The 26,508-nt window shown below is 41.4% G+C and carries 25 protein-coding genes and 3 tRNA genes; 24 read left to right on the forward strand and 4 right to left on the reverse strand.

Annotated elements, in window-relative coordinates; translation table 11 throughout:
* The first annotated feature begins 351 nt into the window (after positions 1 to 351).
* The 5 genes from E2R65_RS03310 (at position 352) to E2R65_RS03335 (ending at position 7,201) form a co-directional block, all read left to right on the forward strand.
* The gene (locus E2R65_RS03310; protein ID WP_134335045.1) at positions 352 to 2,469 is read left to right on the forward strand and encodes a hypothetical protein; all 2,118 of its coding nucleotides are present in this window, start codon (positions 352 to 354) and stop codon (positions 2,467 to 2,469) included.
* Positions 2,470 to 2,582: 113 nt separating this feature from the next.
* Positions 2,583 to 4,646: a hypothetical protein gene (locus tag E2R65_RS03315; RefSeq protein ID WP_134335046.1), complete on the forward strand. Its 2,064-nt coding sequence runs from the start codon at positions 2,583 to 2,585 to the stop codon at positions 4,644 to 4,646.
* Between the two features lie 98 nt (positions 4,647 to 4,744).
* Entirely contained in the window at positions 4,745 to 5,368 is a 624-nt protein-coding gene (locus E2R65_RS03320) for a hypothetical protein (protein WP_134335047.1), read from the forward strand.
* Between the two features lie 733 nt (positions 5,369 to 6,101).
* Positions 6,102 to 6,530, forward strand: a complete 429-nt coding sequence (locus tag E2R65_RS19565; RefSeq protein WP_158285206.1) for a hypothetical protein — start codon at positions 6,102 to 6,104, stop codon at positions 6,528 to 6,530.
* A gap of 44 nt (positions 6,531 to 6,574) precedes the next feature.
* Positions 6,575 to 7,201 (forward strand): hypothetical protein, encoded by a 627-nt coding sequence (locus tag E2R65_RS03335; protein WP_134335050.1) that lies wholly within the window; start codon positions 6,575 to 6,577, stop codon positions 7,199 to 7,201.
* Between the two features lie 192 nt (positions 7,202 to 7,393).
* Here the strand turns inward: E2R65_RS03335 and E2R65_RS19570 are convergent, their stop codons facing one another.
* The gene (locus E2R65_RS19570; RefSeq protein ID WP_158285207.1) at positions 7,394 to 7,531 is read right to left on the reverse strand and encodes a hypothetical protein; all 138 of its coding nucleotides are present in this window, start codon (positions 7,529 to 7,531) and stop codon (positions 7,394 to 7,396) included.
* Between the two features lie 287 nt (positions 7,532 to 7,818).
* On the opposite strand from E2R65_RS19570, the gene E2R65_RS03340 reads away from it, so the two are divergent.
* The 11 genes from E2R65_RS03340 to E2R65_RS03390 all read left to right on the forward strand — a co-directional run bounded on the left by E2R65_RS03340 (position 7,819) and on the right by E2R65_RS03390 (position 19,518).
* Complete coding sequence (locus tag E2R65_RS03340; RefSeq protein ID WP_134335051.1) at positions 7,819 to 9,906, forward strand: hypothetical protein; 2,088 nt, start codon at positions 7,819 to 7,821, stop codon at positions 9,904 to 9,906.
* Between the two features lie 89 nt (positions 9,907 to 9,995).
* Positions 9,996 to 10,226 carry a hypothetical protein gene (locus E2R65_RS03345; protein ID WP_134335052.1) on the forward strand — a complete coding sequence of 77 codons (231 nt, stop codon included), beginning with the start codon at positions 9,996 to 9,998 and terminating at the stop codon, positions 10,224 to 10,226.
* Between the two features lie 495 nt (positions 10,227 to 10,721).
* Entirely contained in the window at positions 10,722 to 11,900 is a 1,179-nt protein-coding gene (locus tag E2R65_RS03350; protein WP_134335053.1) for a head maturation protease, ClpP-related, read from the forward strand.
* A 111-nt stretch (positions 11,901 to 12,011) separates the two neighbouring features.
* Positions 12,012 to 13,220: a hypothetical protein gene (locus E2R65_RS03355; RefSeq protein WP_134335054.1), complete on the forward strand. Its 1,209-nt coding sequence runs from the start codon at positions 12,012 to 12,014 to the stop codon at positions 13,218 to 13,220.
* 107 nt (positions 13,221 to 13,327) lie between these two features.
* The gene (locus E2R65_RS03360; RefSeq protein ID WP_134335055.1) at positions 13,328 to 13,912 is read left to right on the forward strand and encodes a hypothetical protein; all 585 of its coding nucleotides are present in this window, start codon (positions 13,328 to 13,330) and stop codon (positions 13,910 to 13,912) included.
* A gap of 91 nt (positions 13,913 to 14,003) precedes the next feature.
* Positions 14,004 to 14,261 (forward strand): hypothetical protein, encoded by a 258-nt coding sequence (locus E2R65_RS03365; protein ID WP_134335056.1) that lies wholly within the window; start codon positions 14,004 to 14,006, stop codon positions 14,259 to 14,261.
* Between the two features lie 2 nt (positions 14,262 to 14,263).
* The gene (locus E2R65_RS03370) at positions 14,264 to 15,538 is read left to right on the forward strand and encodes a hypothetical protein (protein ID WP_134335057.1); all 1,275 of its coding nucleotides are present in this window, start codon (positions 14,264 to 14,266) and stop codon (positions 15,536 to 15,538) included.
* 41 nt (positions 15,539 to 15,579) lie between these two features.
* Positions 15,580 to 16,239 carry a DUF6712 family protein gene (locus E2R65_RS03375; RefSeq protein WP_134335058.1) on the forward strand — a complete coding sequence of 220 codons (660 nt, stop codon included), beginning with the start codon at positions 15,580 to 15,582 and terminating at the stop codon, positions 16,237 to 16,239.
* On the forward strand, positions 16,239 to 17,519 hold the full coding sequence (locus E2R65_RS03380; protein ID WP_134335059.1) for a collagen-like domain-containing protein: 1,281 nt from the start codon (positions 16,239 to 16,241) through the stop codon (positions 17,517 to 17,519). The genes E2R65_RS03375 and E2R65_RS03380 overlap by 1 nt, the downstream gene beginning before the upstream one ends.
* A gap of 2 nt (positions 17,520 to 17,521) precedes the next feature.
* Positions 17,522 to 19,129 carry a hypothetical protein gene (locus E2R65_RS03385; protein ID WP_134335060.1) on the forward strand — a complete coding sequence of 536 codons (1,608 nt, stop codon included), beginning with the start codon at positions 17,522 to 17,524 and terminating at the stop codon, positions 19,127 to 19,129.
* Positions 19,130 to 19,131: 2 nt separating this feature from the next.
* Positions 19,132 to 19,518, forward strand: coding sequence for a hypothetical protein (locus tag E2R65_RS03390; RefSeq protein ID WP_134335061.1), 387 nt, complete (start codon positions 19,132 to 19,134; stop codon positions 19,516 to 19,518).
* Between the two features lie 12 nt (positions 19,519 to 19,530).
* Here E2R65_RS03390 and E2R65_RS03395 read toward each other — a convergent pair whose 3' ends face one another.
* Positions 19,531 to 20,262 (reverse strand): FkbM family methyltransferase, encoded by a 732-nt coding sequence (locus tag E2R65_RS03395; protein ID WP_134335062.1) that lies wholly within the window; start codon positions 20,260 to 20,262, stop codon positions 19,531 to 19,533.
* Positions 20,263 to 20,387: 125 nt separating this feature from the next.
* On the opposite strand from E2R65_RS03395, the gene E2R65_RS03400 reads away from it, so the two are divergent.
* The 3 genes from E2R65_RS03400 to E2R65_RS03410 all read left to right on the forward strand — a co-directional run bounded on the left by E2R65_RS03400 (position 20,388) and on the right by E2R65_RS03410 (position 21,533).
* Complete coding sequence (locus E2R65_RS03400; protein WP_134335063.1) at positions 20,388 to 20,645, forward strand: hypothetical protein; 258 nt, start codon at positions 20,388 to 20,390, stop codon at positions 20,643 to 20,645.
* Positions 20,646 to 20,721: 76 nt separating this feature from the next.
* Positions 20,722 to 21,300 carry an N-acetylmuramidase family protein gene (locus E2R65_RS03405; protein WP_134335064.1) on the forward strand — a complete coding sequence of 193 codons (579 nt, stop codon included), beginning with the start codon at positions 20,722 to 20,724 and terminating at the stop codon, positions 21,298 to 21,300.
* Positions 21,297 to 21,533 (forward strand): hypothetical protein, encoded by a 237-nt coding sequence (locus tag E2R65_RS03410; protein ID WP_134335065.1) that lies wholly within the window; start codon positions 21,297 to 21,299, stop codon positions 21,531 to 21,533. The genes E2R65_RS03405 and E2R65_RS03410 overlap by 4 nt, the downstream gene beginning before the upstream one ends.
* Positions 21,534 to 21,584: 51 nt before the next feature.
* Here E2R65_RS03410 and E2R65_RS03415 read toward each other — a convergent pair.
* A tRNA-Leu gene (locus tag E2R65_RS03415) sits at positions 21,585 to 21,668 on the reverse strand.
* A gap of 76 nt (positions 21,669 to 21,744) precedes the next feature.
* Positions 21,745 to 21,828, reverse strand: a tRNA-Leu gene (locus E2R65_RS03420).
* 133 nt (positions 21,829 to 21,961) lie between these two features.
* Here E2R65_RS03420 and E2R65_RS03425 point away from each other — a divergent pair.
* The 5 genes from E2R65_RS03425 to E2R65_RS03445 all read left to right on the forward strand — a co-directional run bounded on the left by E2R65_RS03425 (position 21,962) and on the right by E2R65_RS03445 (position 26,447).
* A complete protein-coding gene (locus tag E2R65_RS03425; protein ID WP_134335066.1) occupies positions 21,962 to 22,969 on the forward strand; it encodes a WD40/YVTN/BNR-like repeat-containing protein in 1,008 nt (335 codons plus the stop codon).
* A 129-nt stretch (positions 22,970 to 23,098) separates the two neighbouring features.
* Positions 23,099 to 23,171, forward strand: a tRNA-Lys gene (locus E2R65_RS03430).
* 405 nt (positions 23,172 to 23,576) lie between these two features.
* Positions 23,577 to 24,338: a hypothetical protein gene (locus E2R65_RS03435; RefSeq protein WP_158285208.1), complete on the forward strand. Its 762-nt coding sequence runs from the start codon at positions 23,577 to 23,579 to the stop codon at positions 24,336 to 24,338.
* A gap of 70 nt (positions 24,339 to 24,408) precedes the next feature.
* Entirely contained in the window at positions 24,409 to 25,083 is a 675-nt protein-coding gene (locus E2R65_RS03440; RefSeq protein ID WP_134335068.1) for a response regulator transcription factor, read from the forward strand.
* Between the two features lie 5 nt (positions 25,084 to 25,088).
* Positions 25,089 to 26,447, forward strand: a complete 1,359-nt coding sequence (locus E2R65_RS03445) for a HAMP domain-containing sensor histidine kinase (protein ID WP_134335069.1) — start codon at positions 25,089 to 25,091, stop codon at positions 26,445 to 26,447.
* Positions 26,448 to 26,508 lie beyond the last annotated feature (61 nt).

Raw genomic sequence — 26,508 nt, forward strand, 5'->3', positions numbered from 1 at the left:
TTATTTTGTTTTGATATTTTTCTTAGTAACATGATGATGTAGCTTTTTTTTTAGTCCGGATACATCTAAATCAATCTTCATACGCCTTTATTTCTTCCGAATAATAACATCTCCTCTTTTTGGAAGGGTGCGTTAGCCTGTGTAGTAGCAGGGAGGGGTTTAGGCGACTATCCCCTTTCCTACTGCAACCCTCCTGCTAAGATGGATCGCACTACCCAACGCTCTTAATTAATTGTGCCATAATGTATTATTCCAATCGGAATATACCGCATTGTTAACCAAACGCCAAGCCGCACATCAAATTTCTTTTGAGGCTTTACCCATATACATAAAACAACTATCACATAAAAAATGAATTTAGTAGCCTATATCAACACCTACCACCTGCACGCTGTTACGCTGGATACGTATGGCAGCCAATCGCAGCAGGCACGGGTATCCATAGAAATTTTTGATACCGCAACCGGGCAGCCCACCAATGGTAACAACTGCAGGGTAACCTACAGGGTTACCGACGAATACGGCAATACCAGTGTAAACACCGTAACCGTACCGGGCATGAAACTGGTTATTTATGAAGGCGAAATTGGCCGGGTAAATTTTAACAGCAGCCGCGAGGTACTGTCATCTACCTTAAAAAGTTTTGATTTTGTATCGGTAACAGAGGGCGACGGAGGTGCTATAGCCAATCCCTTACCGCTATTTAGCGAAATACGGATAAACAGTGTTACGGTAGCCCGCCCGGAATCTGCACCCGGTGCGGCCAACGGTGAAATTACGGTTGACGCTTATTCCAACTATCTGCCGCTTGCCTATCAGCTAAATGGCAGCCTTACCCAGTCATCGCCCGTATTTACCGGGCTGGCCGGCGGCAATTACACAATAACGGTTATTGATTCTGCCGATTATGCGCTTAACCGGTCGGTTTTTGTCCCTACTGTAAACAGCCTATTACAGGCCGATCCGACGGTTACCCTGCCCGGCGGCAATGTATCGCGCTGGAATGCCGCCTTTAACCCTGTTGTGTTTACCTATCAGCGTAAGGATTTTGCGGTTACCAGCCTGCAGCTGCATACCGAAACCGGCACTACCCGGGTATCTGTAGATGCTGATATAGCTGCCGTGCAGCCGGGCGATAGGATCTACATCGAAACCCCGGTATGTACAGGCACATACAGCGTAACAAGTATTTATTCACCTGCTGCGTACTTACCGGCCGTATTGGTTATTGATGCGCCGTTTACAGCAAACAGTACGGGCTTCATCAACATTAACCGCTTGCGGCCCTATTACAAAATGCTTACCCGCATCAGCTTTTTTGATAAGATAACGGGCCGCCAAAGCAACATTACATCTACCAACCGCCCCAATAACCGCGGCATCATCCGGGCAGATCTGTCTAATTTTTTGCAAAGCCTGCTGCGCGCCAAAGACGAAAGCGATTACACGCAAACCAACCACCGCGACCTTAACCTGAGCGCCAGCTACCAGGTATCGTACGCCGAACATTGGGATGATGACACGCCCGAAGGCCATACCACAACTTATAGCAGCATAGATCACCCTTTTTATGTGGTTTACGCGGCCAAACAATTGGGCGAGCTTTATGGCGGCAACCTGGCGGCTTATGTGCCGTTTGCAAGCACCCCTAACGGTGCCGGTAAAGCCCGGTGGATAACCGATTTTGCAGAGCCGGCATACAGCAACGGCTACCCCTTTGATATCAGCTTTATTTACAGTGACGATTTGGTGGGCAGGGAATTATATGCCGAACTTACCCTGCTGGATATTAACCGCAGCCCATTACCAGGCGGCACACAAAGCAGCTATTTATTAAATGAAGATGGATCGTGGTTACTGAACAGTGATGGCAGCAGGCTGGTAATTGCCAGGCAAAGCCAGTCGGTATTGCCGGTACCGGGGCAATTGGGATTAAACCGGTTACTTGTAAAAGGCCCCTTTAGCGATGAGGTTTATTATATCAGCCTCATCCTTAAATATAACGATGAGGATGGTATAGCCCACGCGATTACCCAAACCCAAACCATCCGGATGGATGATGCAGTGGACGACCAGAGTATCTATCTGCGCTGGATAGGCTTAAGCGGCAGCTGGAACTACTACCGCTTTGTGTACAACCAGGAAGTAAGCCTGGATGTGCAGAACGCCGTCATCATCAAAAACTACGTAAGCGACTGGGCAAATCAGGACAGTATCGAAGAGGTGATCAGCAAAACGGCGGGCCAAAAAGTAAAAGTCATGGCCGAGGATCTCTCCGTAGCAGACATTAAGGGCCTGCAATCCATCAAATATTCGCCCAAGGTGCAAATGCTGGTGAACAAAAACCCGGTAAAATGGCAAACCATCGTTATCAACACCGCCACTTACAGCGAATACGAAACCCGCAACGGCCAGGCGCCGTTCAGCCTAACCTTTAATCTGCCGGCTATAAATATACAGGCGCAGTAATTTTAGGCCATAGTCCATGGTCGATAGTCAATAGCAATACATTTTACTAACCGATATTTAATGCTCCAAAGCCATGGACTATCGACCATGGACTATGGACCTTTTCAAACCCCATGACCCAACTCCAACTATATATCAACGACGAACTGGTTGACCTGAGCGACGACAGCCCTATTGCGCTTACCTTCCAGATCAACAACCTGGCCGAGGTTAAAAACCAGCAGGGCAACACCAGCAACCAGTTTAAGCTGCCGTTAACCCAGCGCAACCGGCAGATCCTGGGCTTTCCGGATGAGGTGGCTTTTACCACCAATCTGCCTTATGATAATTATCAGGCTAAAATTATTCAGGATGGGCTGGAGATTGTGCCTGCAGGTATAGCTGTGTTAAATAACATCGAAAACGATACCGCAGCCATTACCATACTTAGCGGCAACGTTGATTTTTTTGACGCTATCGATTATAAAATATATGACATGGGCGATAGCACAACCACCGTGGGCTTGCAAAAAATATTTCAATCCTATGAACACAGCTGGACCATTGATAACGTATTGGCATCACAAACCCGTACCGAAGGCTGGATCTGGCCGGTGGTAGATTATGGCCGGCTATTGTACCCTACAGACCCGGTGATGATGGACGTAAGGGATATGCGCCCCGGCTTTTTTGTAAAAACCGCTATCGAACTGATGGCCAAACAAGCCGGTTATAAAATAAACCCCAACTCGTTTTTATTAAAACAGCCTTTGTATGATAAATTGATTGTACAATTTGCCAACGATAATTTTGAACACGGCAGCGATATTCAAAACCAGCCAGATTATTACGGGGCCACGGCTTACATTAAGCCAACGCTGAATGTAAACCATTTAACCGTACGTGATAATGCGGGTATTATACCCTTCAGCAACATCGGGGCCGATCAGTTGCAGCAATACAACGGCACCAGGTTTACGGCCCGCAACGTAAGTACAGTAAACGTCAGCGTAAAGATCCCAAAATTCAGGCTGCAGGGGCGTGTTACCGGATACCCCGCATCTGTCAACATAATTATTTATAAACATAGCAGCCTGGGCGATGAGCAGCTATCGGTACTTAACTACGATTTTTCTGAATGGAATAATAACGACCGTATATCCGGAAACGGCGGTAATATCTATGGCTGGCACGAATTTGAACAGCGAATACTTTCTGCTGATGCCGAACTAACTGTTGGTGATGAGATCAGCATCCGGTATGAATTTTTTGGTAATACCCATGCCTCTTTTACCTTATACGAAGGCGCATCGCTTATTATTAAGACCCTAAACCTGAATGTATTGTATAAGCAGCCGGTGCAATGCGAGCGCATCTTCCCGGATATTGGCCAAAAGGATTTTTTGAAGGACATCCTGCAGCGTTTCGGCATCATTTGCCAAACAGACAATACCAATCGCACCATCACCTTCGCATCGTTCAGGGATATTGTGGAGCGCATCCCCGCTGCCAAAAACTGGACGGCCAAATGCCTGGACCAGGGCAAAAACATATCCTTCCAACTGGGTGGGTACGCGCAGGTTAACTACCTTAAAAATAAGGAGGACGATAACATTCTGCCCAAAAAGTACGGCGATGCACAGATAGAGGTAAAAGATAAAACCCTGCCTGCCACTACCACCCTTTTCGAAAGCCAGTTCGCCCCCACCTTAAACCGCTCGTTTATCAACGGTACCATAGCCCTGATAGATAAGGTAGACCATACCGACGCTGCCAATACCGAATACAACGTTAGTACAGCACCCCGGCTGCTGATAGATAAAAAGGTGAATTTGTTAAATTTGAGTAAAGCCATAACTTTTACAGACGGCACCACAACCCGCGTTTACAACGATACTATATCTACCCCGTATTTTTACAAACCCGACGGCGACTTTAACCTGTGCTTTAGCGATATGCCCGGCACAGCAGGCTCGTTAAAAGGACTGAAAAACAATTACTACCCCGAACTGGAGAAGATACTGCAGCAAACCAAAAAGGTAGACCGCTTTTTTATGCTCTCGCCACGCGACATTCTGGAGCTGGACCTGCTGATACCTATTTACCTGGAGCAGGACAGCGCCTATTATTACATCAATAAAATAGATAGTTGGCGTAAAGACCAACCCGTAAAGGTAGAGTTGGTGAAGCTGGGGTAACTTAAACTATAAAGCCAGGGAAGTTTTGGTTAAAACTTTATTTGCATTTGCCAAATCTCATTTTTATATTTACCAATAAAATTAGCAAAACCTAAATTATGCCTTTAAATCAATTATCTGCAGTAAATCAATCAAAAAAACGCAAACTTCTTATGAGAAGCGGATATGCGGCTATTATTTTTTTAGCAGCAGGGCTACTTATTTTTTTTAATTTCAATAAGCTATATGCAGCTTATATTTACACATTTAAAACTGAAAAATTTGAACGGGGGGATAAGGTGTATGCCTCAAATGCCTTGATCGATACAAAAAGTAAAGAAACTGTAGTTGCAGCTTTACGAATGATAAGGCCGATGACGGAAAAAGAAATTAAAGATATTATTATGATGTCCAGAGATCAACGCATGCGCTTTTTAAAGGTTGCCCGAAACCCCAATTCAAAGCCGTATGTAACTTATTTGATGTCATATTTTGATACAAAAGAAATATACAAAACCAAAATTACAGTTATTGGAGAGTATGAAACTAAATCGTTCACACGCTTAAGACCCCTCAACCAGAATAAAATAATATACGGCACTTTTTATGCGCTTAAACCTAACAAAAAAACCTATCGCTTTCAATTTAGCGATGCCGAATTACCGGAGGGTTATACTTTAGCCGATAGTCTGGTTTATGTAGACCCTTTTTTTGCAACTAATAAAATAACATCTATTAAATAAAAAGCATAAGCTTTTTATTTAATAGATTATGCCAAATAGAATATAAATCATAAAATATGTCAGATCAAAATATAATGTTGATATTAGTATCAATACCTATAGTTTGAATCAAATCCCTCAATATAAAGCTGCTTTTGACAGTTTGTGCTCCTCAGTAAATATTTTAATCGTTTAAGAAACTTATAAACGAATTATCTCTAAAACCGTCCCACCACCCATACCAATAGGCGTAGGATGAATATATAGGCTTAACTATTCTTCTGTATAATAATATAATTGTAAATAACCACTTCTTTGATCACGAAATATCTTTAAAATATCGTTTTGGCTAATATTATTATTATGATAAAGTCGACAAACTCTTTCTCCAACGACCACCCACTAAAAATTTTATAATTCAGTTTCCTCATAAATAAAAATATACTTAATAATTACATGACTAACGATAACAAAATATCTATTGACGTAACTGTCAATTCAAATGCTGAACAGCAAATTAACAACTACGTTAAATCGTTTGATAGCTTACGTACTCAATAAATAGCTTGTCACAACCTTTTAACTCGTTTTCAAATAATCTAAATAATTTAGATAAAAATCTATCTAAATATACAGAATCTTTAAGTCAAATTAATGCCAAAACAGGGAATTTATAGCAAGTAGCGACAGTACAGCAAGTAAAGTTTCAGGCATATCATCATCATTTTTTGCATGGACTGAAGTTATAAGCCATTTGCGTACAGCAACATTAGGTTGGACAGCAGTCTTAACAGGTGGTTTAACACTTATTACAACATTTCTTCCCGAAATAATAAACATTGCAAAAGCGTTTTTTAATGGTAAAGATGCTGTAAACGCAATGGTAAATAATCTTAGAAACTTGAATGAGGTAATGAAGGTTTCTAACAAAGACGCCGCTTCAGAAGTTACCAGGCTTCAGGTTTTATACAAATCGGCAACTGATGTGAATAATGCACACCAAAACAGGATAAAAAGTGTAAAGGAATTACAAAAAGAATTCCCCGCCTATTTTAAAGGGATCAAAGACGAAGATGTACTGAATGATAATGCAAAGAAGAATTTCGAAGAGCTTACCAAATCAATTTTCGAGAACGCTAAAGCCAAGGCAGCCCTAATTAAAACCTTTATTTGTTTTTCTTAAACCACACCCGTATATTTACCAATAAAATTAGCAAAAACCTAAATATGGATTCACAAAAATCAAGTAGTTATAGTACTACTAAATCGCGCAGAGGTAAATTTAAAATTTCGATTATCACTGTTTGCATTACCTGTGTGATATTATTAGGATATTTCAACCTCAATTATTTGGTTATAGGGTACTACTATGTAGTTAAGTTTGATCATTTCAATGAGGGTGACAAGGTTTACATAGCAGAAACTTATTTCAAAAACCAAAACATAGATGCACTTGGTACAATGGAATTAATCCGTCCTTTAAAAAAAGAAGACTTGGATACTTTGGGGTATACATTTGGAGAAAAACTCAAAATATCGCCTCAGCTTAATGATACTTTAAAACCATATTTAAAGTATCTGGGCCCTTCGTTTGATATTTATAAAATGAGGCAATTCAAATCAGGATTGATAGGAACTTTTAAAGGATACAAAATAAGATACGTGAAAGATATTAGTGGTAAATATTATGTAAGGGCTGTTTACGCACTTATAAATCCCGATAAAAGGATTTTCAATAAAGATTACTTAGCTGTTTACCCCCCGCCGGCAAATTACATATTGGCCGATAGTGATATTTACGTAATGCCGTTAGATATAAGTAAAAACGAATTATCAAATTTCAAAAAGAAGTAAGTAAAATCAATTTTCTGTTATAAAAAACAATTTTTTTATTATCAATATATGCCAGATTGCATAAAAAACACAAATATGTGTAAAAAACTTTCCGTCGATGTCACGGTAAAAGGCTATGGGCAAAAGCAAATAAATTGACTACATTAACTCATTTAACAGCTTACATATTTTTATAAATGGGCTATTACACCTTTATGCATAATACCATAAAGTCGGCCCTCCCCCAGGTTCGGTAATAATAAAAATATCTTCTCTTTGAATGCCAAATTCTTTAACAAATTTGGTAAGATCTTCCCTTGTCCAAAATGATTTCGCTTTTAATTCTTTCATAATTCCCCTTTAAAACTTAATAAATTAATATGGCCAATGATAACAAAATTTCCATCGATGTCGAAGTAACAGGCGATGGGTTACAACAAATAGATAAATATGCTCAATCGTTCGATAGTTTACGAAAATCGCTGAATGGATTATCTCAGCCTTTAAATTCATTTTCAGGTAACATAAACGCTTTAAATAAGAATTTGTCAAGCTATACAAATGAATTAAGTAAATTAAATGATCAGCAAAAAGAAACTGCTTCCACCGGTGACCAAGTACACAATAAAGTTTCAGAAATGTCGACAACCTTTTCAACAGGGTTAGGAGTGATAAAAATTTTTACAAATGAAGTAAAAGCTTTGTATGTAGGTTTAACAGGTGGTCTCTCTGTTATTATTGCCTTCCTTCCAGAGATCATAAACTTTGCCAAAGCATTATTTAACGGAAAAGATGCTGTAAACGCGATGGCTTTAAACTTTAAAAATTTGAATGATGTAATGAAGGACTCAAACAAAGAGGCATCTTCAGAAATCACCAGGTTACAATTCTTATACAGATCGGCCACTGATATAAATAACAGTTATGGTGATAGGATTAAAAGTGTACAAGAATTAAAAAGAGAATTCCCCGATCATCTGAAAAATTTAAGTGATGAAGATATATTAAATGGTAAAGCCAAAAAAAATTATGAAGAGCTCAGTAAAGCTATTTTTGAGAATGCCCGTGCAAGAGCTGCACTGTCTAAAATTGAGAATCTTGCTGCCCAACAATTAGATATCGACTTTTTAAAACAAAAAATTATAAACGTCAAAAATGCGGAATATAAAAAAATTGAACCTGAAAAAGTAACCACTAGGAGCGAGATGGGTGAAAGAGTAACGGAGATGTTAACCCCCCAGGCACAACAAAAATCTTTAAAAGATCAGCAACAAACTAACAGGGATTTACTTAGAGATGAGCTAAAGGGACAAGACTTAAGAAAACGTTTACTACAAAATCAAATAGATTTTTTAATAAGTTTTGCCGGTGGCAATAATAAAATTGCTCAGGCAATTAATAATACCCAAACAACCCCTATTATAACACCTACTAAAAAGAAACCTAAACCAGCCCCCAAGCCCCATATTCTGCGCAGCGAAGATCTAATTGCCGCACAATCTATCACCATCGCCCAACACTTCGAAAACGAGAAAAAGGCGTATGACAGTGAACTTGCATTATTAAACGACCAGCTAAATAAAAAGCTGATCAGCCAGGCCGATTATAACAATCAGAGCCAGGGATTGCAGGATAAATACCACCAGGGCATAAGCAGCAGTGTAAAAGATTTTGCAGAAAAGAGCATGCCCAATACCATGCAGCATTTTAAAAGTATTGCCGAAGCCAACAGGTTGCAAAATGAGATTAACAAGGATGAAAAGAATATTGAAAAAGCCATACTGCCCTGGCAACAATTTGATGCTGAAAAAAAATTAATACAGGATAAATATGCTTATGAAATAACCCAGGCCGAGGGTAACGAAGAGAAAATTAAAGAGTTAAAAGAAAAAAGCCAGCAAGCCCAAACCGATTTAACCCAAAAGTACGAACAGCAACGTAGAGAGTTTGCTTTAAACACCGCCCAGCAGGTGGCAGATAAGGCCTTCTCCATCATCGGCAATAATATTAAAGCAGGTAGCGATGCCAAAATAAAAGGATTTGAAAAAGACAAGGCGAACGAACTTAGCAACAAAAGCCTCACCGAAACCCAACGCAAGGCCATTGAAGACAAATACCAGAAAAAAGAGAACCAGGAAAAGGTAAAGGCCTTCAAAGCCGAGCAGCGGATGTCGGTACTGCAGGCGGTAGTTAATGGGGCTTTAGCCGTTACTAAGGCCACGGCCCAAAGCGGCATACTTGCACCCTTTGTTATCCCCGGTATTATCGCATCTACCGCCTTGCAGATAGCTACCATTGTCGCTCAAAAACCACCGGCATTTGCCAAAGGCGGCAGGTTCGTATCCGATGGGCGCGGCGCCCTGCTCCCCGGCTATAGCCGTACAGATAATACCAATGCCTACCTGCGCAGCGGCGAGGCCGTGGTGGTATCCGAAGCGATGCGCAACCCCTGGGCGCGTAACCTGGTAAGTGCCATCAACGTGGCCCATGGCGGCAGGGATTTCTCGATGCCCAACACCGGCAGCGGCTATGCCATAGGCGGCATATTTACCGATGGCGGCAATGCCAACCGCTACTACAACCAACCAGTTAATGATATAAAGGACATGGCCAACACCCTGGCCTACCAGATGATGAACAACTTCCCCCCTATTTATGTGGATGTGAAGGACGTAAACAACCAGCAAAATATACTGGCCCAAACGGTGAATAGGGTGAATCTGTAGCCCCCTAACCCCCTGAAGGGGGAACCGAATTTCAAACAACAAAATATTTAATTTATAAAAGCATCCCCTTTAGGGACGGGAGGGGCACCATGAATATCCAAACAGCAAACACACTATTCGACGAAGGCATTTTCTCGGCTATGTACAAGGCCGGGTTTATCACCAGCAAAGTTTTCACCTACCGCGAAATTTACCTGTGGGTAAACGCCCAGGTACAAACCCGCGGCATCACCAAAAACCAGGCAGTATTAGAGGCCGAAGTGAAATTTAAGAAAGACGAACGCACCATATGGCGGGCATTGAATTGTTTTACGGAGTAGTTGTCTGAACTCGAATTTGTGGAATTAAAGAATTATCAGAATATATGATCAATTCCAAAAATTCAACTATTCGTTTAATTCGAGTTCAGACACCCCTACTGACAAACCTGTGTCACCACTATATTCAATAATAGTCCCGATATTTGTAGTGTTCGATTATCATCTGAACCGGAATTCTTAGAATTAATCACTATCATTCTGAAAATTCTAAAATCCGGAAAATTCTGATCTACTGACAAACTACTGTCACCAAAAACAAAACAAATTATCCCGACCTTTGATACATGCCAGCAGGCACCCATCGCAAAGTCATGCTGAACTTGTTTCGGCATCCCACAACCAAGTAACTACCAAGCAGAACAGCAAAATCCTGAGAGATCCCGAAACAAGTGGGGATAAAAATAGGAGTTAATTATGCCAATCAGCATTCAAAACCAATAATCGAACAATAGTTCCCTTACGGACTTTCGGATATCCCGACTAAACTAAAAACAAATGAAAATATACCTCTACGATACCGAAACGGATTGCATTGGCTCGGGGAGCCTATCGTCCGCCTATGTAAAATCACAATTAGATGCAGCTGCCGGCGCCGATGTAGCGGTACACATCAGTTCGGTAGGTGGTTCGGCCTTTGATGCCATAGCCATTTATGATCTGCTGAAAAAGTACCCCGGCAACGTAACCACCCACATTGATGCCCTGGCGGCGTCGGCAGCGTCGGTAGTAGCCATGGCAGGCAGCAAAATAGTAATGAGCAAATACGCCCTGCTCATGATCCATAAACCAATGGTAGGCAGCGGTGGCAATGCAGATGAGCTTTTAAAAGATGTGCAGATGTTGAATGTAGTGCAATCGCGCCTGGCGCAGATCTACATAGACAAATCCGGGTTAGACGGGGTTACGGTTAATAGTTTGATCAACTCCGTTACCTGGATGACTGCCGACCAGGCCCTAAATCTGGGTTTTATAGATGCGATTGAGGATTACACCGAAACCATCATCAACAGCGCACTCATCAAAAAATACACAGATACCGCACCCGCCGTTTACCAGCGCTGCATCAATAAGATCTTAACCCAAAAAACAACTATGAACACAGACAACCAAGAACTCATCGAACGAACCACCTCGGTTTTAGACAAGATCATGAACTTTTTTAAGCGTGTGGTAAACAAACAAACCATTACAGACAAAGGCACCCTGCATCATAGCGGCGACCTAAGCGAAGGCGCAGATGTTTACCAGGACGAGGACCTGACCACCCCTGCCGTTACCGATACCTACACCACCGCCGATGGCGAACAATTAGCCGTAAAGCAGGGCAAGGTAGCAAAGCTAACGCCGGTGGCTATGGATGAGGAAGGCGAAGAAAATATGCCGGCAGCCAGGTTTAAATTGCCCGTAAAGCCCGGCGAAGTGCAAAACCGCCTGCAGGAAGTAAAAGCCCGCCTGCATGCCCAAAACGCTTTATTGAATGAAGCAAAAACAGCACTGGAAGAAGCGCAAAGCCGCCTGGCCAAAACCCGCGAAGAAGTGAAGAACGAAATAAAAAGCGACTTTACCCCCGAGGGATCTAAACGCAGCAGCAAGGCCAAAACCGAAACCCAGCCTTTTTTTGCACCTCAAAGCCCGCTGGCCCAAAACGCGGTGAAAAGAGCGGTGGCTCCCTAACCCACTGAAGGGGAACCAAATTTAAATACTCACTGATCATATAACCTTCCCTAAGGCAAACCTTAAAATCAAAAAGCTCCCCCTTTAGGGGGCTGGGGGGCAAACTTTTTTATGGCTCAATTCACATTTACAAACAACACCTATGCCGGCGAAGCGCTGGCAGGATTTATGGCAAGCACCTTACTGGAGGCCGACTCTGTTAAGCGTGGCCTGCTCACTGTTATCAACGACGTAAAACAACGCAAGATCATCCTGGATGTGGATGACGATGTGGTACTGCAAAACCCATCGGGCATATTTGCAGACCAAGGCACCACAGCCCAACAAACAGAAAGCTACTTAGACCCGGTAGTTTATGAATTCATGAAACAGGAGCAGTGGGACAAACTGGTACAATCATGGGAAAGCCAGCAACTTAAACCCGGCGCTTTCCTGGATTATGAAGGCGTAGTTGACCTGAGCGACTTTATGGTACAGCGCTACCTTACCAAAATACAAATAGCTAACGAGCGTTTGTACTGGCTGGGTAAAGGTTCTACCAAAGAAGCAGCTTTTACCGCACCATTCACGGGTTTACTGCCATCCATCGCGGCAGCAAGCGGGGTTTACAAAGTGGGCTTGGGTAAATCTGATACCTCTATGGCGGCAACAGCCATCAGCACATCGGGTGTGGTTACCGTAAGCAGCACCGCAACCTTAAGGGATGGCGATGTGGTTACCATCAACGGCGTAACAGGCGGCATTAAAGATACCACCAACGGCGGCGCAGGTATAGATGTTTCAGGCCAATCGTACTTTATCCAGGTAGGCAGCGCAAGCACCTTCAAGCTGGTACGCAACTATAACGAGATCAACACCCGCAAGGCGGCAAGCTTTAGCGGCACGGCAACAGCAGCAACCGTTAGCTACATTAACGCAAGCAACGTATTAGGCGTATTAACAGGCATCTATGCCCAGTTAGACCCAGCCGACCGCAGTCAGGAAGATTTTAACCTGCAAATTCCGCTGCATGTAGGCTATGCCTACGCACAGGCACAGGCAGATAAAGCCGTAAATGTGCTGAACGCCTTTACAGACCCTAAAAAGATGGACTACCTGGGTGTACCGTTACAATTGATGAACCACTGGCAGGCCAACACCATCCTGGGCGCACGCTCTTCAAACCTGTTCCTGGGGGTAGATCTTTTAGGCGATGCTTCCGAACTATCCACCGTTTACATGAAGCCTTACACCAATGATAACGTGGTACGCATGAAGGCCCGTATGAAAGCCGCCGTAAACTTCAAATTCGCCAACGAGCTATTTTACCTGGGGGCGTAAAAGCCCCCCAACCCCCTGAAGGGAGGGCTGAATTACAAAATACAAACTTTTAACCTTGCCTCTCACAATCCCCCCTTCAGGGGGTTAGGGGGCTTAATCAACTAACAATGTCAATTTACAATAAAATAAACGCGGGCTTTAGCCTGGGCACAGCAGGGCCAATTACTTCGGGTATCGAAGATGTAGTATATATTTTTAATCAGGACGATTTTGTGCTTACTTACGATACAGTAAACCCGCTGATCATTAAAGATATTACCGCAGTAGGCACGGCCAAGGTTTACAAATTTGAGGGAACCAATAACAGCTTTAACACGATGAGCAAGCTGGCCAAAACCCAGGTTGGCCCGCGTTACACCGAAGAGATAGATTTTAACATCGCCGGTTTATCTACCGATGTTAAAGCACAGTTAATGGCCATGGGCTACGGCCGCATACGTGCTATAGCGATAAACAACTATAAGGACAGCGATTCAGCTATCGAATTGTTCGGTGCAGTGAACGGCCTGATCGTAACCGAAGCTGAACGCAACGCCGCCGATGAAACATTAGACGGTGGTTACAAGATCAAGCTAACCAACCCGGATAAGCTGAAAGAGCCATACCCGCCACGTGCTGTATCTATTGCCCCACAGAGCGGCACAGCTACCTACGCCAGCACCATTGCAGCACTGGAAGAGTTGGTGGCTTAAATTTCATGGCAAATGGTTCATAGTTCATGGTAATGAGCTATGAACCTTAGCAAACAAAAGACTATGAGCTATAAACCATGAACCAACTACTATGAAAAAATATATTTTAAAACCAGGCCTACATCAGTTCGCTCCTAACTCGGCAGCGGTGCATAGCAATGATACCATTACAGATAAAGAAGCCGAATGGTACTTGCAGCGATACCCGCACATAGCGGGCCTATTTGTCCAAAGTCCGCAAGACGAGCAGTCGGAAATTACGGAAGACGAAAAACCCGATGCGAAGATCAAAAGAAAACGAATACCGAAAAAATCGATGGAATCATCTCAATTCAGTGTAATCCAATAATTATGAAAACCTACTTACCACAAATAGAACGGCGCATCCTGGTAAGGCCCAACCAAACCTTCGGCATCCTCAATTATGATATGGATAACGCTTACCCGCAACGCATGCTGGAGCTGGTGGGCCAATCCCCCACGGCTAAAGATTGCTGGAACAAGCGGGCCAAATTTATTGCCGGTAATGGTTTTGAAGATACCTCGCTTGGCAAACAGATCATCAACAGTAAGGGCTTAACCATAGCTAAATTATTAAAGGCGATAGCGTCCGACAAAGCGTTGTTCCGCGGATTTGGTATTCATGTAAACTATAACGCCAACTTTAAAATAGCATCGGTAAACTATGTAAAGTTTGAGGACATCCGCATGGGTGATACCGATAATGCAGATACTGCTGGTAAGTTTGCCATTTACAACGATTGGGGCCGCAAAACCTGGAAAAACATCATGCGCAGCAAGATTATTTTTATGGATGAATATAATCCCAACGAGCCGATCATTAAACAGCAGGTTAAAGCAGCAGGCGGCTGGGATAAATACAAAGGGCAGCTATTTTATTTTAACCCCGAAGTATGCGATTATCCGCTGATAGAAGCCGATTCTGTTTGGGAGGATTTTGAGACTGAAGCAGGGATCAAGATCTTTAATAACCGCGAGGTTACTACCGGCTTTCTGCCATCCACCATGCTATTTATGCAATCCCGGCGCGAGGAGGCTGATAACAGCTCCATCAACGGAAACGCTAACGAGCCCTCGCAACTGGAAAAAGATCTGGGCACTTTCCAGGGAGCTAAAAGCGCACAAAAGATCATCGTGATAGAATACGAAGACGAAAGCGCCAAGCCGGAGTTCATGCCTTATGCTATCCAAAATAACGATAAGCTTTTTGAAAGCACCGAGCGATCTGTAGAGGCGCGCATTATCAAGGGCTTCTCGGTACCCAAAGAACTGATCAATGCCGAAAAGTCATCCGGCTTAAGCAACGGAGGCGAAAAGAAAGAAGCCATCCGCGAGTTTAACGATAATACATCTGCCGACAGGTTGGAACTAAGCGAAACTTTTGAAGAATTGTTCAGTCATTTTTGCACCAGCATTAACCCTTCGGCAAACTGGAATATTATACCCGTGCCGGCAACCGTTGCCGATGATGCGGTTGGCATTAAAGCCGGGGCAGCTATTAACCAGCTACTGCAATCAAACATCACTACCGAAACCAAAATTGCCACGCTAATATACGCCTATAGATTTAAACAAGCCGAGGCCGAAGCGATGTGTACCCCCTAACCCCTGAAGGGGGAACTATTTACCATTTTACCTATACATTTATGGACAATAACAATTCAACAACTCCCCCTTCCGGGGCCCGGTTGGCTACTTTAATTACCCCAACTATCCTGCAACGATACGAGGATATTGCAGCAAACATAAAGCCCGAACGCATCAAAGTGTTCATCCAGAAAGCCCAGGAACTGGACTTAAAACCCTTTTTAGGCTATATATTATATTACGATCTGATTAAACAATTAGATGAAGATGGTAATTTAAAGGATGATGCCTCACAGCATTACAAAGATTTGCTGAACGGCTGTGAATATTTAGACGAAGCCGGCCACATTGTACTATACCAGGGTTTGCAACCGGTATTAGCCTACTTTACCTTTGCCCGCTTTATAGAAACCGACTCAGTACATTATACCGCCACAGGGCCGGTTACCAAACGTTATGATAACGCAGATGCCTTGCCTGCAAAAGATATTGTAAAGCTGGTACAGCAGCAACGCAGTACTGCTAATGCTTATGCTAACGAAACTGAGCGTTTTTTAATAGACCATCAGGATAGTTTCCCGGTTTGGCATTACAATCATAAAAATAAAACAAGCAGGCAGGCAGGTCCCCGGATCCGCGCGGTTGATAAAACAGATTTCAACTTTCCGGCAGATACCCTTAGCACTAACCATTTTTTCATAACCGACTTTTTAAACTAATGGCAACAGACAAAAAAATAAGTGAATTACCGGTTACACAGGCTGTATCTGCTGCCGATGTTTCGGTACTGGTGCGTAATGGTGTCGATTATCAATATAGCTTTACCAGCCTGCTGGAGTTTGTTAATTCGGGTGTCAATAGTGGAGTAGCCATTTCCTTCGGTACAATAATGCCACAAAATAACAGCGGTAAAAACGGCGATCTTTTTATCAATACTTTATCTGGCACTTTCTGCCAAAAAATATCAGGTAGCTGGGTTATTAAGTACACACTCCCCTCTCCGGGCGATCAAAAAGATGGAACCGTGCTGTACGGATCTGGCATCCCCGGCACAGTAACCGGCGGCAATAACGACACCTATATTAACATAGATACCGGCATTTTCTATAAAAAATCCAACAACGCATGGTTGCAGGTATTTTCTATGCAAACCGGCCCGCAAGGCCCTAAAGGAGATAAAGGAGATACCGGTTTAACGGGCGCAAATGGCAAAACAATTTTAAGCGGAACCGCTAACCCGTCCAACTCAACCGGCACAGATGGCGATTTTTATCTTAACACCAATAGTCTGCTATTATTTGGCCCTAAAACGGCAGGTATTTGGGGCAACGGGGTACCAATAGTAGGGATACAAGGCGAGCAAGGTGAACCCGGATTGCAAGGACCAGCAGGACCTACCGGCGCAATAGGAGCAAAAGGTGACAAGGGAGATGCGGGGGCAAAAGGTCCGGATGGAAATAATGGTGCAATTGGGTTAACAGGCCCAAAAGGTGATGCCGGGCCAGGCATTAAAAACGGCGGAATCACCGGGCAAGTTTTAGCCAAAATTAGTGACGATGATTATGATACAGGTTGGGTGGATGCGGGAAGTGGCGGAGGGGGTGGAGAAATATTGACTGCTACAGAAGCAACTGCAGGTATCGTTGCCTTAGCCACATTAACTCAGGCCCTTGCACGCACAGAGGATACCAAAGCGATGACATCACTAAAAACCATTGCATTAATCCTCGACGAAAAAAAGAAGGTAAGCTATCAGATCAATCCCGTTAGTTTAACCGAAGTTTCGTTGCTAATGGAATTTGCCGGGCAGATAAATAGTGTTTTATTAAGCGGCGCAACCAATGTAAAGTTAAAAATCGGCATAGCCGGCAGCTATGCCTCGACAACACAATCTTACCCTTTCCACTATGCTGCAGGCGACCGCGTTTTTATAACCTATACATACACAGATCAATTTAACGCCAGCTGTAACATCAAACTTAAATGTCAAGATAATTAATCATGAGTGCAACATATAATTGGGCATATCGCCCCGGAGTAGCGAATAAATACGGAATAGAAATAAGCCCATCTGCAGATGATGTAAGACCACCAGATGCTTGTTATGTCGCCTTGTATGGCAATGATGATACAGGGAATGGTAGCAGGCAAAAACCTTTTAGAACAATAGTTTATGCAAATAGAATAGTATCAGGTAGTAATATTATTATAGTTGGTGGCGGTGTTTACCGTGAAAGTGGTTTAGTCTTAGGTAACTCTATCAAACTAGTTGGAGATGGTGATGTTACCTTTGACGTGTCTTTTACGGGTTCTACCATACTAGGCTCTACAAGGAATTGGGTTTACAATATTAGTTTTACAGGGTCGGGAAGTTCTCGTATAGGAAATAACGGAGATACGGCTGCCACTTTTACTGATTGCAACTTTAATGGTTGCGCCCCAGTACAAACTGACGGAGGAGATACAGTTGCTGGCCAAAATTTGATAAACTGCATATTATCAAATTTTTTTGGAGAATTAACTATTGCTAATAATAAACTTTGTAAAAGCTGCACATTCTATAAGTGCGGTAACCTCACTATAAAAAACACTGCTGAAACATCACCGCCGACGTCATATAATAACATTTTTTCACATTGTAATATATCAACTAATAGCGCAACCATAAATACTCAATATGCCCTGTTTTTCAAATGCAATTTTAAATTTCCTGCATTAGGAACCGGCGGCGGCGTATATCCAACTGTTCCAATAGGTTATAATAATTATGCAACAATTGAGTTGCTTCAAGCAGCTTTCACATCCGCGTATCCGTCAGCTGTCAATCCATTTTCAAAGTGTGTAATAGCCGATCCAGTCTTTAATAATTCTGCAATTGGAGATTTCACCTTAAATTTTAGTAGTCCAGCTAAAAATCTATCCTATTTCGGCACTTATTTGGGCGCTCGTTCAATAGCTTACGGTTTAAAAATAAGAGCCTTAGAAGCAAATGGGGACTTTGATTTTTCTACAGCGGTTAATTGTACTATAGCGGATGATAGCATTACGCTTACTAACCCCAATATTGATGCAGTTATAGAAACCAAAGTAATTGAGAATACTTTAGGCAGGGAGTTAAAATCTATTCCTAATATTTGCTTTAATGCAGATAGAAATGGGCAATATATCGATAGTATAGCCGACCTCTCGGCAACAACTATATTAGCCGGTGATATATTAACTATACCTGCCACCTACCTTGTTGAATACGGTGGGGTAAATTATAATTCGGCTATTTATACAGCGGGACAAAGATTTACAACCGTAACCGGACAAAATATTTTCACAACGACAACTGGTGGTGTATTGCGCGAAATTTTAGAAGCTCCCCAACGCCACACCGTTGAAATGAGATTAAGTGATGTACAGCCGTTTACGACAGAAGCCTTTAATCACTTTGAATTTGGCCTACCCCCCAAAACTAATAATGCTAACAATAGCCGTAATGGCGAGATCATAAGAGGGAATGGCGATCCAGGCTATATTAGAAATTCTAATAATGAGTTTCCAATAAATGCTAAATTTATAAAATTAAGATTTACAATACGTGCTAACAACTTAAGACCTTAACCATGGCTTATAATGTTCTAACCGGCGAAATTACTTACGGTTTACTTTATTATGTTACCGGGGACCAGTCTGTTGTTTATAATGAGGCTATTTATGATCAGGGGGAATATTTCAGGGGGAATAATATTAAAACCTTTACTTATTCAGGGGCCGGTTTGCAAGAGCTAAATGAGGTGACCGAATTAAAATGTGCAGGAATTGAATTTTTCGAAGTAAGTAATGATCTTCCGACATTCAACGAAACGACACGATTAGTAGGATTTGCTATTGAATTTGAGCCGAATGACAAAGAAAAAATCGTTAACGAGCTGACAATAATAAAGGGATTTGCTTTGGAATTGATTGACTATCCTTTTTACAGCTTTGAGATTATAGAAAAGCGTTTGTAAGCATCGCTATAATCACAAGTTGTTTACGAAAAGTGCGTCGCCTTGTATAATTTCACCATCTAGGTTTGTCCAGATAGGCGTAGTGCTAACAAGTCTAAAATTGCTTTCGATTAATATTTTATACAAGTCAAAGAATGTTGATGAACCCTCATACATTGGTTTGTAAGAAAATTCTGTGTAAACCAAACGCGTGTTTTTTAAGGATTTGGGGGCTGAATTTAAAACCAAGTGTTCAGCACCTTGAACATCAATTTTCAACAAATCAACGTCATCAAGATTTGCTTTAGTTAAAACATTGTCAAGTGTATCTGATTGAACCCTAACCTTAATAGGTTCTGCTAAATTGGGGTCAAAAAAACCATCTTTTACTTTAAGCATAGAACTTAAAACATTAGCATCTTTTGCAAAGTGGTAAAAATCAACATGGCCAGTTGTTTCTGAAATAGCAACATTTTCAACATAAAATCGTGACCGATCAGGAAACTTACTCTCTAATATAGGTTTAAGCTCGGCAATAGGCTCTACTAAAACCGCCCTGTTTATTTTATAATATTCATTTATTATACCGGTAAACTTGCCATTAGATGCCCCAATGTCAACTAAATTAATAGGCTTATTATTCGGCAGAAATTTGATAATTTCAACAGGCACACCAGCACGGTTATAAGGCATTTTCAACAATTTATAAAGCAAGTATTTACCTTCTTGTTTAACTTTATTTGGTATAATTTTTTTAATATTCATATACTGCTTTGCTGTACTTTATAATCCAAAAATAACAAATAATAACAACCTCTTGCATCTAGAGGATAATTAAATCTGCGTCCATCTTACTCCTTTAACATTTACAATCCTTTACCTCCTCTACTATGACATCCATCGAACACCGACAGCTTAAAGGCATCACTATCAAAAATATCATTGTCACAATTTTTAGTACGGCAAGCATTGTGGCATCGGTTATGGCAACATATTTCGAACTAAAGGGCGATGTACACGAGATTCGCTCCAATCAGGAATCACAGAATAGGATCAATGATATTCGCCTTAAAGTTTTAGAGAACGAGGTTACGGTCCTGCAACATAATGTAGAGCAACTGAACAGATCTATCCGCCAGGAAAAATAATCCTTCCCCTTTGTCGATCCGACAAATAAACCACCGGCAACAACAAAACTGTTTGCTTGCCTTAAACTAATATTTCATGAATAAAACTTTGACTGAGGCTCAGATATTTGAGTTGGCAACAAGCCATGGCTATAATTATAAGGCTTTAAAAGCTATTATTCAGATAGAGAGTGGGCAACATGGCTTTTCTCCGGTTACAGGTAAACTTATCATACAATTTGAACCGGCATGGTTTAAACGCTTAAAAAAGGATTGGCAGAATGATACCAAACATGTTATTTGGCAATCCAATACAGTTGGTGATCAAACGGCAGAATGGAAAGCTTTTAATAATGCTTTTGCAAGTGATGCTGATGCTGCTATGAAAAGCACATCTATTGGCATGATGCAACTAATGGGCTTCCATTATGCTGCCCTTGGTTTTAATACCGTAGGCCAAATGTGGGATTTTGCTAAAGCAGATGAATATAACCAGGTATTACTTGCTATAAAATGGATAAAGACAGTCCCCGCTTTAGATAAGGCCTTAAAAGCAAAGAACTGGCAAAAAGTAGCTTATTATTATAATGGCGAAAATTACAGGCAATACCGATACGATAGCAGATTAGCCGCTGCTTACAATACTATGGATGAATTTAAAAAAGTAAATATATGAGCAGCATTACAAAATTTGGCGCCATTAATGCCCCAAAACCAATATGGGCAACATGGCTATTCCGGTCTGTTGCTATACTTACCACAGTTGCATCTTTCTGGGTAGAATCCACTACCATTATAACAAATGAAATAAAGGTAGAGGTGATCCTTGCTTTAAAATCGGTTGATATACTGGTACTTGGCTTTAGTAACTTATTTGGAGTAATTGTAACCGAAGAGCAAGAAACATAATTATATGTCCCTATTTATTTAAACAAACGTAAATAAACAGTTAATACTTTGTGCCCGAGACGAGATTCGAACTCGTACATCCTTACGAATGCCACCCCCTCAAGATGGTGCGTCTACCAATTTCGCCACCCGGGCTTTATTAAAAATAAAGTCTTAAGTCAGCAGTTTCGGTCTTTACAACTTTAACTGCAGGCTTAAGACTTAATGGATGTGCCCGAAGAGAGACTCGAACTCTCAAGAGACAATTCTCAACGGCTTCTGAGACCGCAACGTTTACCAATTTCGCCATCCGGGCTTTTACAAGGATGCAAATATAATGGTTTTAAGCAATGTGGCTAAAAATAAATAGAAAAATAAGTGCCGGTTTTGTAAAGCTGATTTCAAAGGGTAACTTCGGACACCCATATAACAAGGCATAACCAAACGGTATGAAACAAAAAACATTATTTATAGCATTGTTGATATTCTTTTCTACAGGTTTAAAAGCACAAAACATCTATAATTTACAACAAGGCAGGGCAACCAGTATTCGTGGCTTGTCTGTTGTTAATAATAACGTAGCATGGGTAAGTGGCAGCAAAGGTACAATAGCTATAACTACCGATGGCGGTACCAATTGGGCATGGCAGCAAATTAAGGGATACGAGCAATCTGAATTCAGGGATATCGAAGCTTTTTCTGATAAAGAAGCGGTCATAATTAGCTCCGGTTCGCCCGCGTACATTTTAAAAACAGTTGATGGCGGAATAACCTGGTCTGTTAAATTCAAAAAAACAGACGTTGCTTATTTTTTAGATGCAACCGATTTTATTGATAAAAAGCATGGTTTTGTATTAGGCGACCCAATTGATGGCAAATTTTTGCTATTAGAAACTATTGATGGCGGAAACACCTGGCATTCTGCTATAAACCCTCCTGCTGCATTAAAAGACGAAGGTGCTTTCGCTGCAAGCGGAACCTGTTTGAGAGTAAACGGCCTTATAACTATAGTTACCGGTGGAAGCTATAGCCGCTTATTAATATCACCGGTTAAAAATAATAGTTGGGTTGATAAACCTTTGCCGCTTACTAACGGCGCTGCAAGTCGCGGCGCATTTTCTATAGCTTATGGCCGCCATCAAACTGTGATTACAGGCGGAGATTATACAAAAGATAAGCAAACGGATTCTGTAGCATATATAGTTCCGCAACAAAAAAGCAAATTTAAAAACAACACACCTGTTATTGGCCCGGCAGGTTTTCAGTCTTGTGTGGAATATATTTCTGGTGATACCTTCTTGTCTACAGGCACACCCGGCAGTAATATAACTAATGATGGTGGCAAAACATGGCGCAAAATTGATGGCGTTAGTTATAACGTTTGCCGCAAGGCGAAGAAAGGCAATCTTGTTTTATTGGCAGGAGATGGCGGCAAAATAGGAATTCTTAAATTTTAGTTACTGACAATGAAGCTCTTATTTTATACTTCAAAATAAATTTAAAATAGACTTGCAGCATATATCTATTAATCCTATATTTGCACCACTTTAAACGGAAACGATATATTATCGAAAAAGTTAAAAGTTGATTCCGTAGCTCAGCTGGTAGAGCATAACACTTTTAATGTTGGGGTCCTGGGTTCGAGTCCCAGCGGGATCACTTAAAAAGCCTCTCTAAGAAATTAGAGAGGCTTTTTTATTATATGAATTTGTGATTGTTTAAACAATCTTCTACAGTTTTAAGTATCAATACCCGCAACAAGCAACACTAATTGTCTTCACACATATTTATATCTAAAATTAAAGGCTATGTATAATTAGCTTTTAGTGCCGCAACTCATCACGTGTAAATCAGTTATCATCTTTTCGTTACAAAAGCAGGCGCAACCTTAAATTACAAAGGTTATTTAAATATCAATTATCTAAATAACCGACGCCTTGTTACGCATAAACTAAATGCATAAAACAACGTTTAGCTACTGGCTATATATGAAGAAAAATTAATTTGGTATTCATCCGCAGCTTATCAGGTGCTTATACTTTTGAGGTATAAATTATTAAAATCATGAAAAATCAAATGAATAAAATCTGGTTAACAACATTATTACTAACCGGCGCCTATGCAGCAAATGCACAAGAAATAACCCCACCGCCAGCACCGGCACCCGGTAAACCCGAGCTTTTGGCAAGTGGCCAGCAAAAGCTACCCCGCCCGCCAAAGCATGGTCAGAGGCCGGGTGACGATAAAGGGCCACAGGCAGAAGAAGCGTTAAAACTAACTACAGTAAAAGGTATAGTAGCAGGCTCAATAGCTAATGATCGTTTTGAATACAACGGTCTGTCTGTTAAAACCAATAGTGGTACAATTGCCGTGATGTTTCCGCCACATTTGGGCGAACAGATATTCGCCAGGGCAAAAAACGGAACGGCTGTAACAATAACCGGTTTTGAACGCACCAATCCCGAAAGTAAAAAAGAATTTCGCTTGGTTAGTTTGGATGCCAATGGCAGCACTATTGCAGATGCACCGCCATTATCACCGCATGTGCCCACAGCGCAGCAACAAAAAAACATTACTGCTACTGTAAAAGAATTAAACTATTCGCCAAATAAAGATGTTAATGGCTTTACCCTTTCATCCGGCGAAAGAATAGGGATACCGCCTCATATTGCCAGGCAACTAAACAGCCAGCTTAAAGCGGGCGAAAAGGTAACTGTAAACGGATTTTTAGAACCTAAACGGCCAGGCGTTGTTTACAGCCAAAGCATTACCATGATTAGGGCGCAAACCTTAACCATTAAAGGACAGGCATATTTAGTTAGATAACCCCTTTGTTATTGCTGTACAGAAAACATTTCTGTGCAGCAATAATTTATATCCGATACCGAGTTTGTAAATGAAGATATTACTGATAGAAGATGAAGTTAAACTGGCCGGCTTTATAAAAATGGCATTAGAGCAGGCCGGATATGTTACTGACCACGAAACGGACGGAACAGCGGGACTACAAAGTGCAATGATAAATAACTACGACCTCATTCTACTGGACTTGATGCTACCTTCGCAAAATGGTTTTGATATCTTAAAAAACCTGCGTGCATTTGACAACCATGTGCCGGTAATTATGATTAGTGCTTTAGGCACTACAGACCAGATCATTAAAGGGCTGGATGCAGGCGCTAATGATTACTTGAAAAAACCGTTTGAAATGCAGGAACTGCTGGCCCGCGTAAGGGTTTTGCAGCGCCAGCAAACGCCAAAAAGCACCGCAAGAGTAAGAGTAAACGACCTGGAGATTGATTTACATACCCGCCAGGTAAAACGCGATGAAAAACAGATAAGCCTGAGCAATCGGGAGTTTTTGTTGTTGGAATACCTGATGTTGAACCCGGATAAAGTGATAACCAAAACACAGATATTAGATAAAGTGTGGAACATGAGTTTTGACCCCGGCAGTAATGTGATTGAAGTTCATCTGTATCAATTGCGTAAAAAAATCAACGAGGGGTTTGAGCACCATCATATACAAACGGTTATTAATCGTGGCTATACTTTAAAAACAATCAGCTAAATATTATGCGCCGATATTTTTATAAAGGGCTTAAGTTTAAGATAGCATTGGTATTTAGTGTAGTATTCATTGTTATTAATGTAATTTTCAGCAATGTAGTTTACCGCTACTTTAAGGAAGCCTATATAGGCAACTATAATAAGTACCTGTATAATAGGGCTAAAACTATTATTAATCGCACAGAGATCAACCCTGATCTGATTGCTTTGCCTGATTCTGGCGAATCAATACGGGTGTTTTATCATGATAATAATAATCTTCCGGTAGTTGTTTTCCAATCGCCCGGAATTATTGCTCAATTATCCGTTCCTTACCAATCCGGCTTAACAGATAGCCTGGGGCAACATGGCGTTTATTTAAAGAATGAATACGCTGATGGCCGCCCCGTAGAATTATTTTTAACCGTATCCAATACACAGTTGGTTAAAAAGTTAAATCATCTTTCTTTTTTAATGATAGCAGCAACACTTGCCAGTGTGCTCATAAGTGCTGTTACAGCTTATCTGGCAGCAGGTTGGTTACTTAAACCAATACGTTTAATAGCTAACGAAGCTGCCGAAATAAACACCAGCCGCTTAAGCACAAGGTTAAAGGTATCACAAACGCATGACGAATTGCAGCAACTTACCGAAACTATTAATTCCATGATAGCACGCATTGCCGATGAGCAGCAATTGCAAAATAATTTCTTTGCAGCGGCATCTCATGAATTACGTACCCCGTTAGCCAACCTGCAGGCAGAAACAGAGCTTTACCTGAGCAAAAGCACCCATACCGACAACCGAAACCTCTTTATCAGTCACCTGGAAGAAATTAACCGTTTGCAGGAGATCGTTGAACAGTTTTTACTCATCAGCCAGTTTAAACATCAGGGGCTGGCTATCAACAAAAAACCTGCAGACCTATCAGACCAACTGCTTAGGGTATTTACGCGTAACCGGTTTTTAGCCCAACGGCTGCAAATAAAAACCACCCTGCACTTTGCCACAGATATAAAAAGTTTTGAAGTGCATAGTGACAATGATATGCTGGAAGTAGTTTGGCAAAATTTGCTGCAAAATGCTTTAAAATATGCAGAAAGTGGTTCGGAGGTGATTTGTGAAGTAAAGCAGGAATCATCAAACTTAAATATAACTTTTAAAAACAAAACTAAGGAGAAGCAACTCACAGCGCAAAGCTTAACAGATGCATTCACTACCAACCGCTCCTTAAATTCAGGTGCCGGTTTAGGGCTATGGCTCTGTAAGCAAATTATTGATGCGCATAGTGGCTATTTAAACATTACAGCTTACGATAATTCTTTTTTAGTTTCCATCACTTTGCCTGACAGTATAACATATTACCCGCAAACACCAGCAGTTTAAAATATTCGCAAGCATTGCTGTTTTTGCCGTTATATAAATACCAATGATAAAATAAAACCTG

The sequence above is a fragment of the Mucilaginibacter phyllosphaerae genome (assembly GCF_004378255.1).
Taxonomy (GTDB): Bacteria; Bacteroidota; Bacteroidia; order Sphingobacteriales; family Sphingobacteriaceae; genus Mucilaginibacter; species Mucilaginibacter phyllosphaerae.

Coding starts and splice junctions, on each gene's coding strand:
- E2R65_RS03310 (WP_134335045.1), top strand. CDS start 352: ATGAATTTAGTAGCCTATATCAACACCTACCACCTGCACGCTGTTACG.
- E2R65_RS03315 (WP_134335046.1), top strand. CDS start 2,583: ATGACCCAACTCCAACTATATATCAACGACGAACTGGTTGACCTGAGC.
- E2R65_RS03320 (WP_134335047.1), top strand. CDS start 4,745: ATGCCTTTAAATCAATTATCTGCAGTAAATCAATCAAAAAAACGCAAA.
- E2R65_RS03335 (WP_134335050.1), top strand. CDS start 6,575: ATGGATTCACAAAAATCAAGTAGTTATAGTACTACTAAATCGCGCAGA.
- E2R65_RS19570 (WP_158285207.1), bottom strand. CDS start 7,531: ATGAAAGAATTAAAAGCGAAATCATTTTGGACAAGGGAAGATCTTACC.
- E2R65_RS03340 (WP_134335051.1), top strand. CDS start 7,819: ATGTCGACAACCTTTTCAACAGGGTTAGGAGTGATAAAAATTTTTACA.
- E2R65_RS03345 (WP_134335052.1), top strand. CDS start 9,996: ATGAATATCCAAACAGCAAACACACTATTCGACGAAGGCATTTTCTCG.
- E2R65_RS03350 (WP_134335053.1), top strand. CDS start 10,722: ATGAAAATATACCTCTACGATACCGAAACGGATTGCATTGGCTCGGGG.
- E2R65_RS03355 (WP_134335054.1), top strand. CDS start 12,012: ATGGCTCAATTCACATTTACAAACAACACCTATGCCGGCGAAGCGCTG.
- E2R65_RS03360 (WP_134335055.1), top strand. CDS start 13,328: ATGTCAATTTACAATAAAATAAACGCGGGCTTTAGCCTGGGCACAGCA.
- E2R65_RS03365 (WP_134335056.1), top strand. CDS start 14,004: ATGAAAAAATATATTTTAAAACCAGGCCTACATCAGTTCGCTCCTAAC.
- E2R65_RS03370 (WP_134335057.1), top strand. CDS start 14,264: ATGAAAACCTACTTACCACAAATAGAACGGCGCATCCTGGTAAGGCCC.
- E2R65_RS03375 (WP_134335058.1), top strand. CDS start 15,580: ATGGACAATAACAATTCAACAACTCCCCCTTCCGGGGCCCGGTTGGCT.
- E2R65_RS03380 (WP_134335059.1), top strand. CDS start 16,239: ATGGCAACAGACAAAAAAATAAGTGAATTACCGGTTACACAGGCTGTA.
- E2R65_RS03385 (WP_134335060.1), top strand. CDS start 17,522: ATGAGTGCAACATATAATTGGGCATATCGCCCCGGAGTAGCGAATAAA.
- E2R65_RS03390 (WP_134335061.1), top strand. CDS start 19,132: ATGGCTTATAATGTTCTAACCGGCGAAATTACTTACGGTTTACTTTAT.
- E2R65_RS03395 (WP_134335062.1), bottom strand. CDS start 20,262: ATGAATATTAAAAAAATTATACCAAATAAAGTTAAACAAGAAGGTAAA.
- E2R65_RS03400 (WP_134335063.1), top strand. CDS start 20,388: ATGACATCCATCGAACACCGACAGCTTAAAGGCATCACTATCAAAAAT.
- E2R65_RS03405 (WP_134335064.1), top strand. CDS start 20,722: ATGAATAAAACTTTGACTGAGGCTCAGATATTTGAGTTGGCAACAAGC.
- E2R65_RS03410 (WP_134335065.1), top strand. CDS start 21,297: ATGAGCAGCATTACAAAATTTGGCGCCATTAATGCCCCAAAACCAATA.
- E2R65_RS03425 (WP_134335066.1), top strand. CDS start 21,962: ATGAAACAAAAAACATTATTTATAGCATTGTTGATATTCTTTTCTACA.
- E2R65_RS03435 (WP_158285208.1), top strand. CDS start 23,577: ATGAAAAATCAAATGAATAAAATCTGGTTAACAACATTATTACTAACC.
- E2R65_RS03440 (WP_134335068.1), top strand. CDS start 24,409: ATGAAGATATTACTGATAGAAGATGAAGTTAAACTGGCCGGCTTTATA.
- E2R65_RS03445 (WP_134335069.1), top strand. CDS start 25,089: ATGCGCCGATATTTTTATAAAGGGCTTAAGTTTAAGATAGCATTGGTA.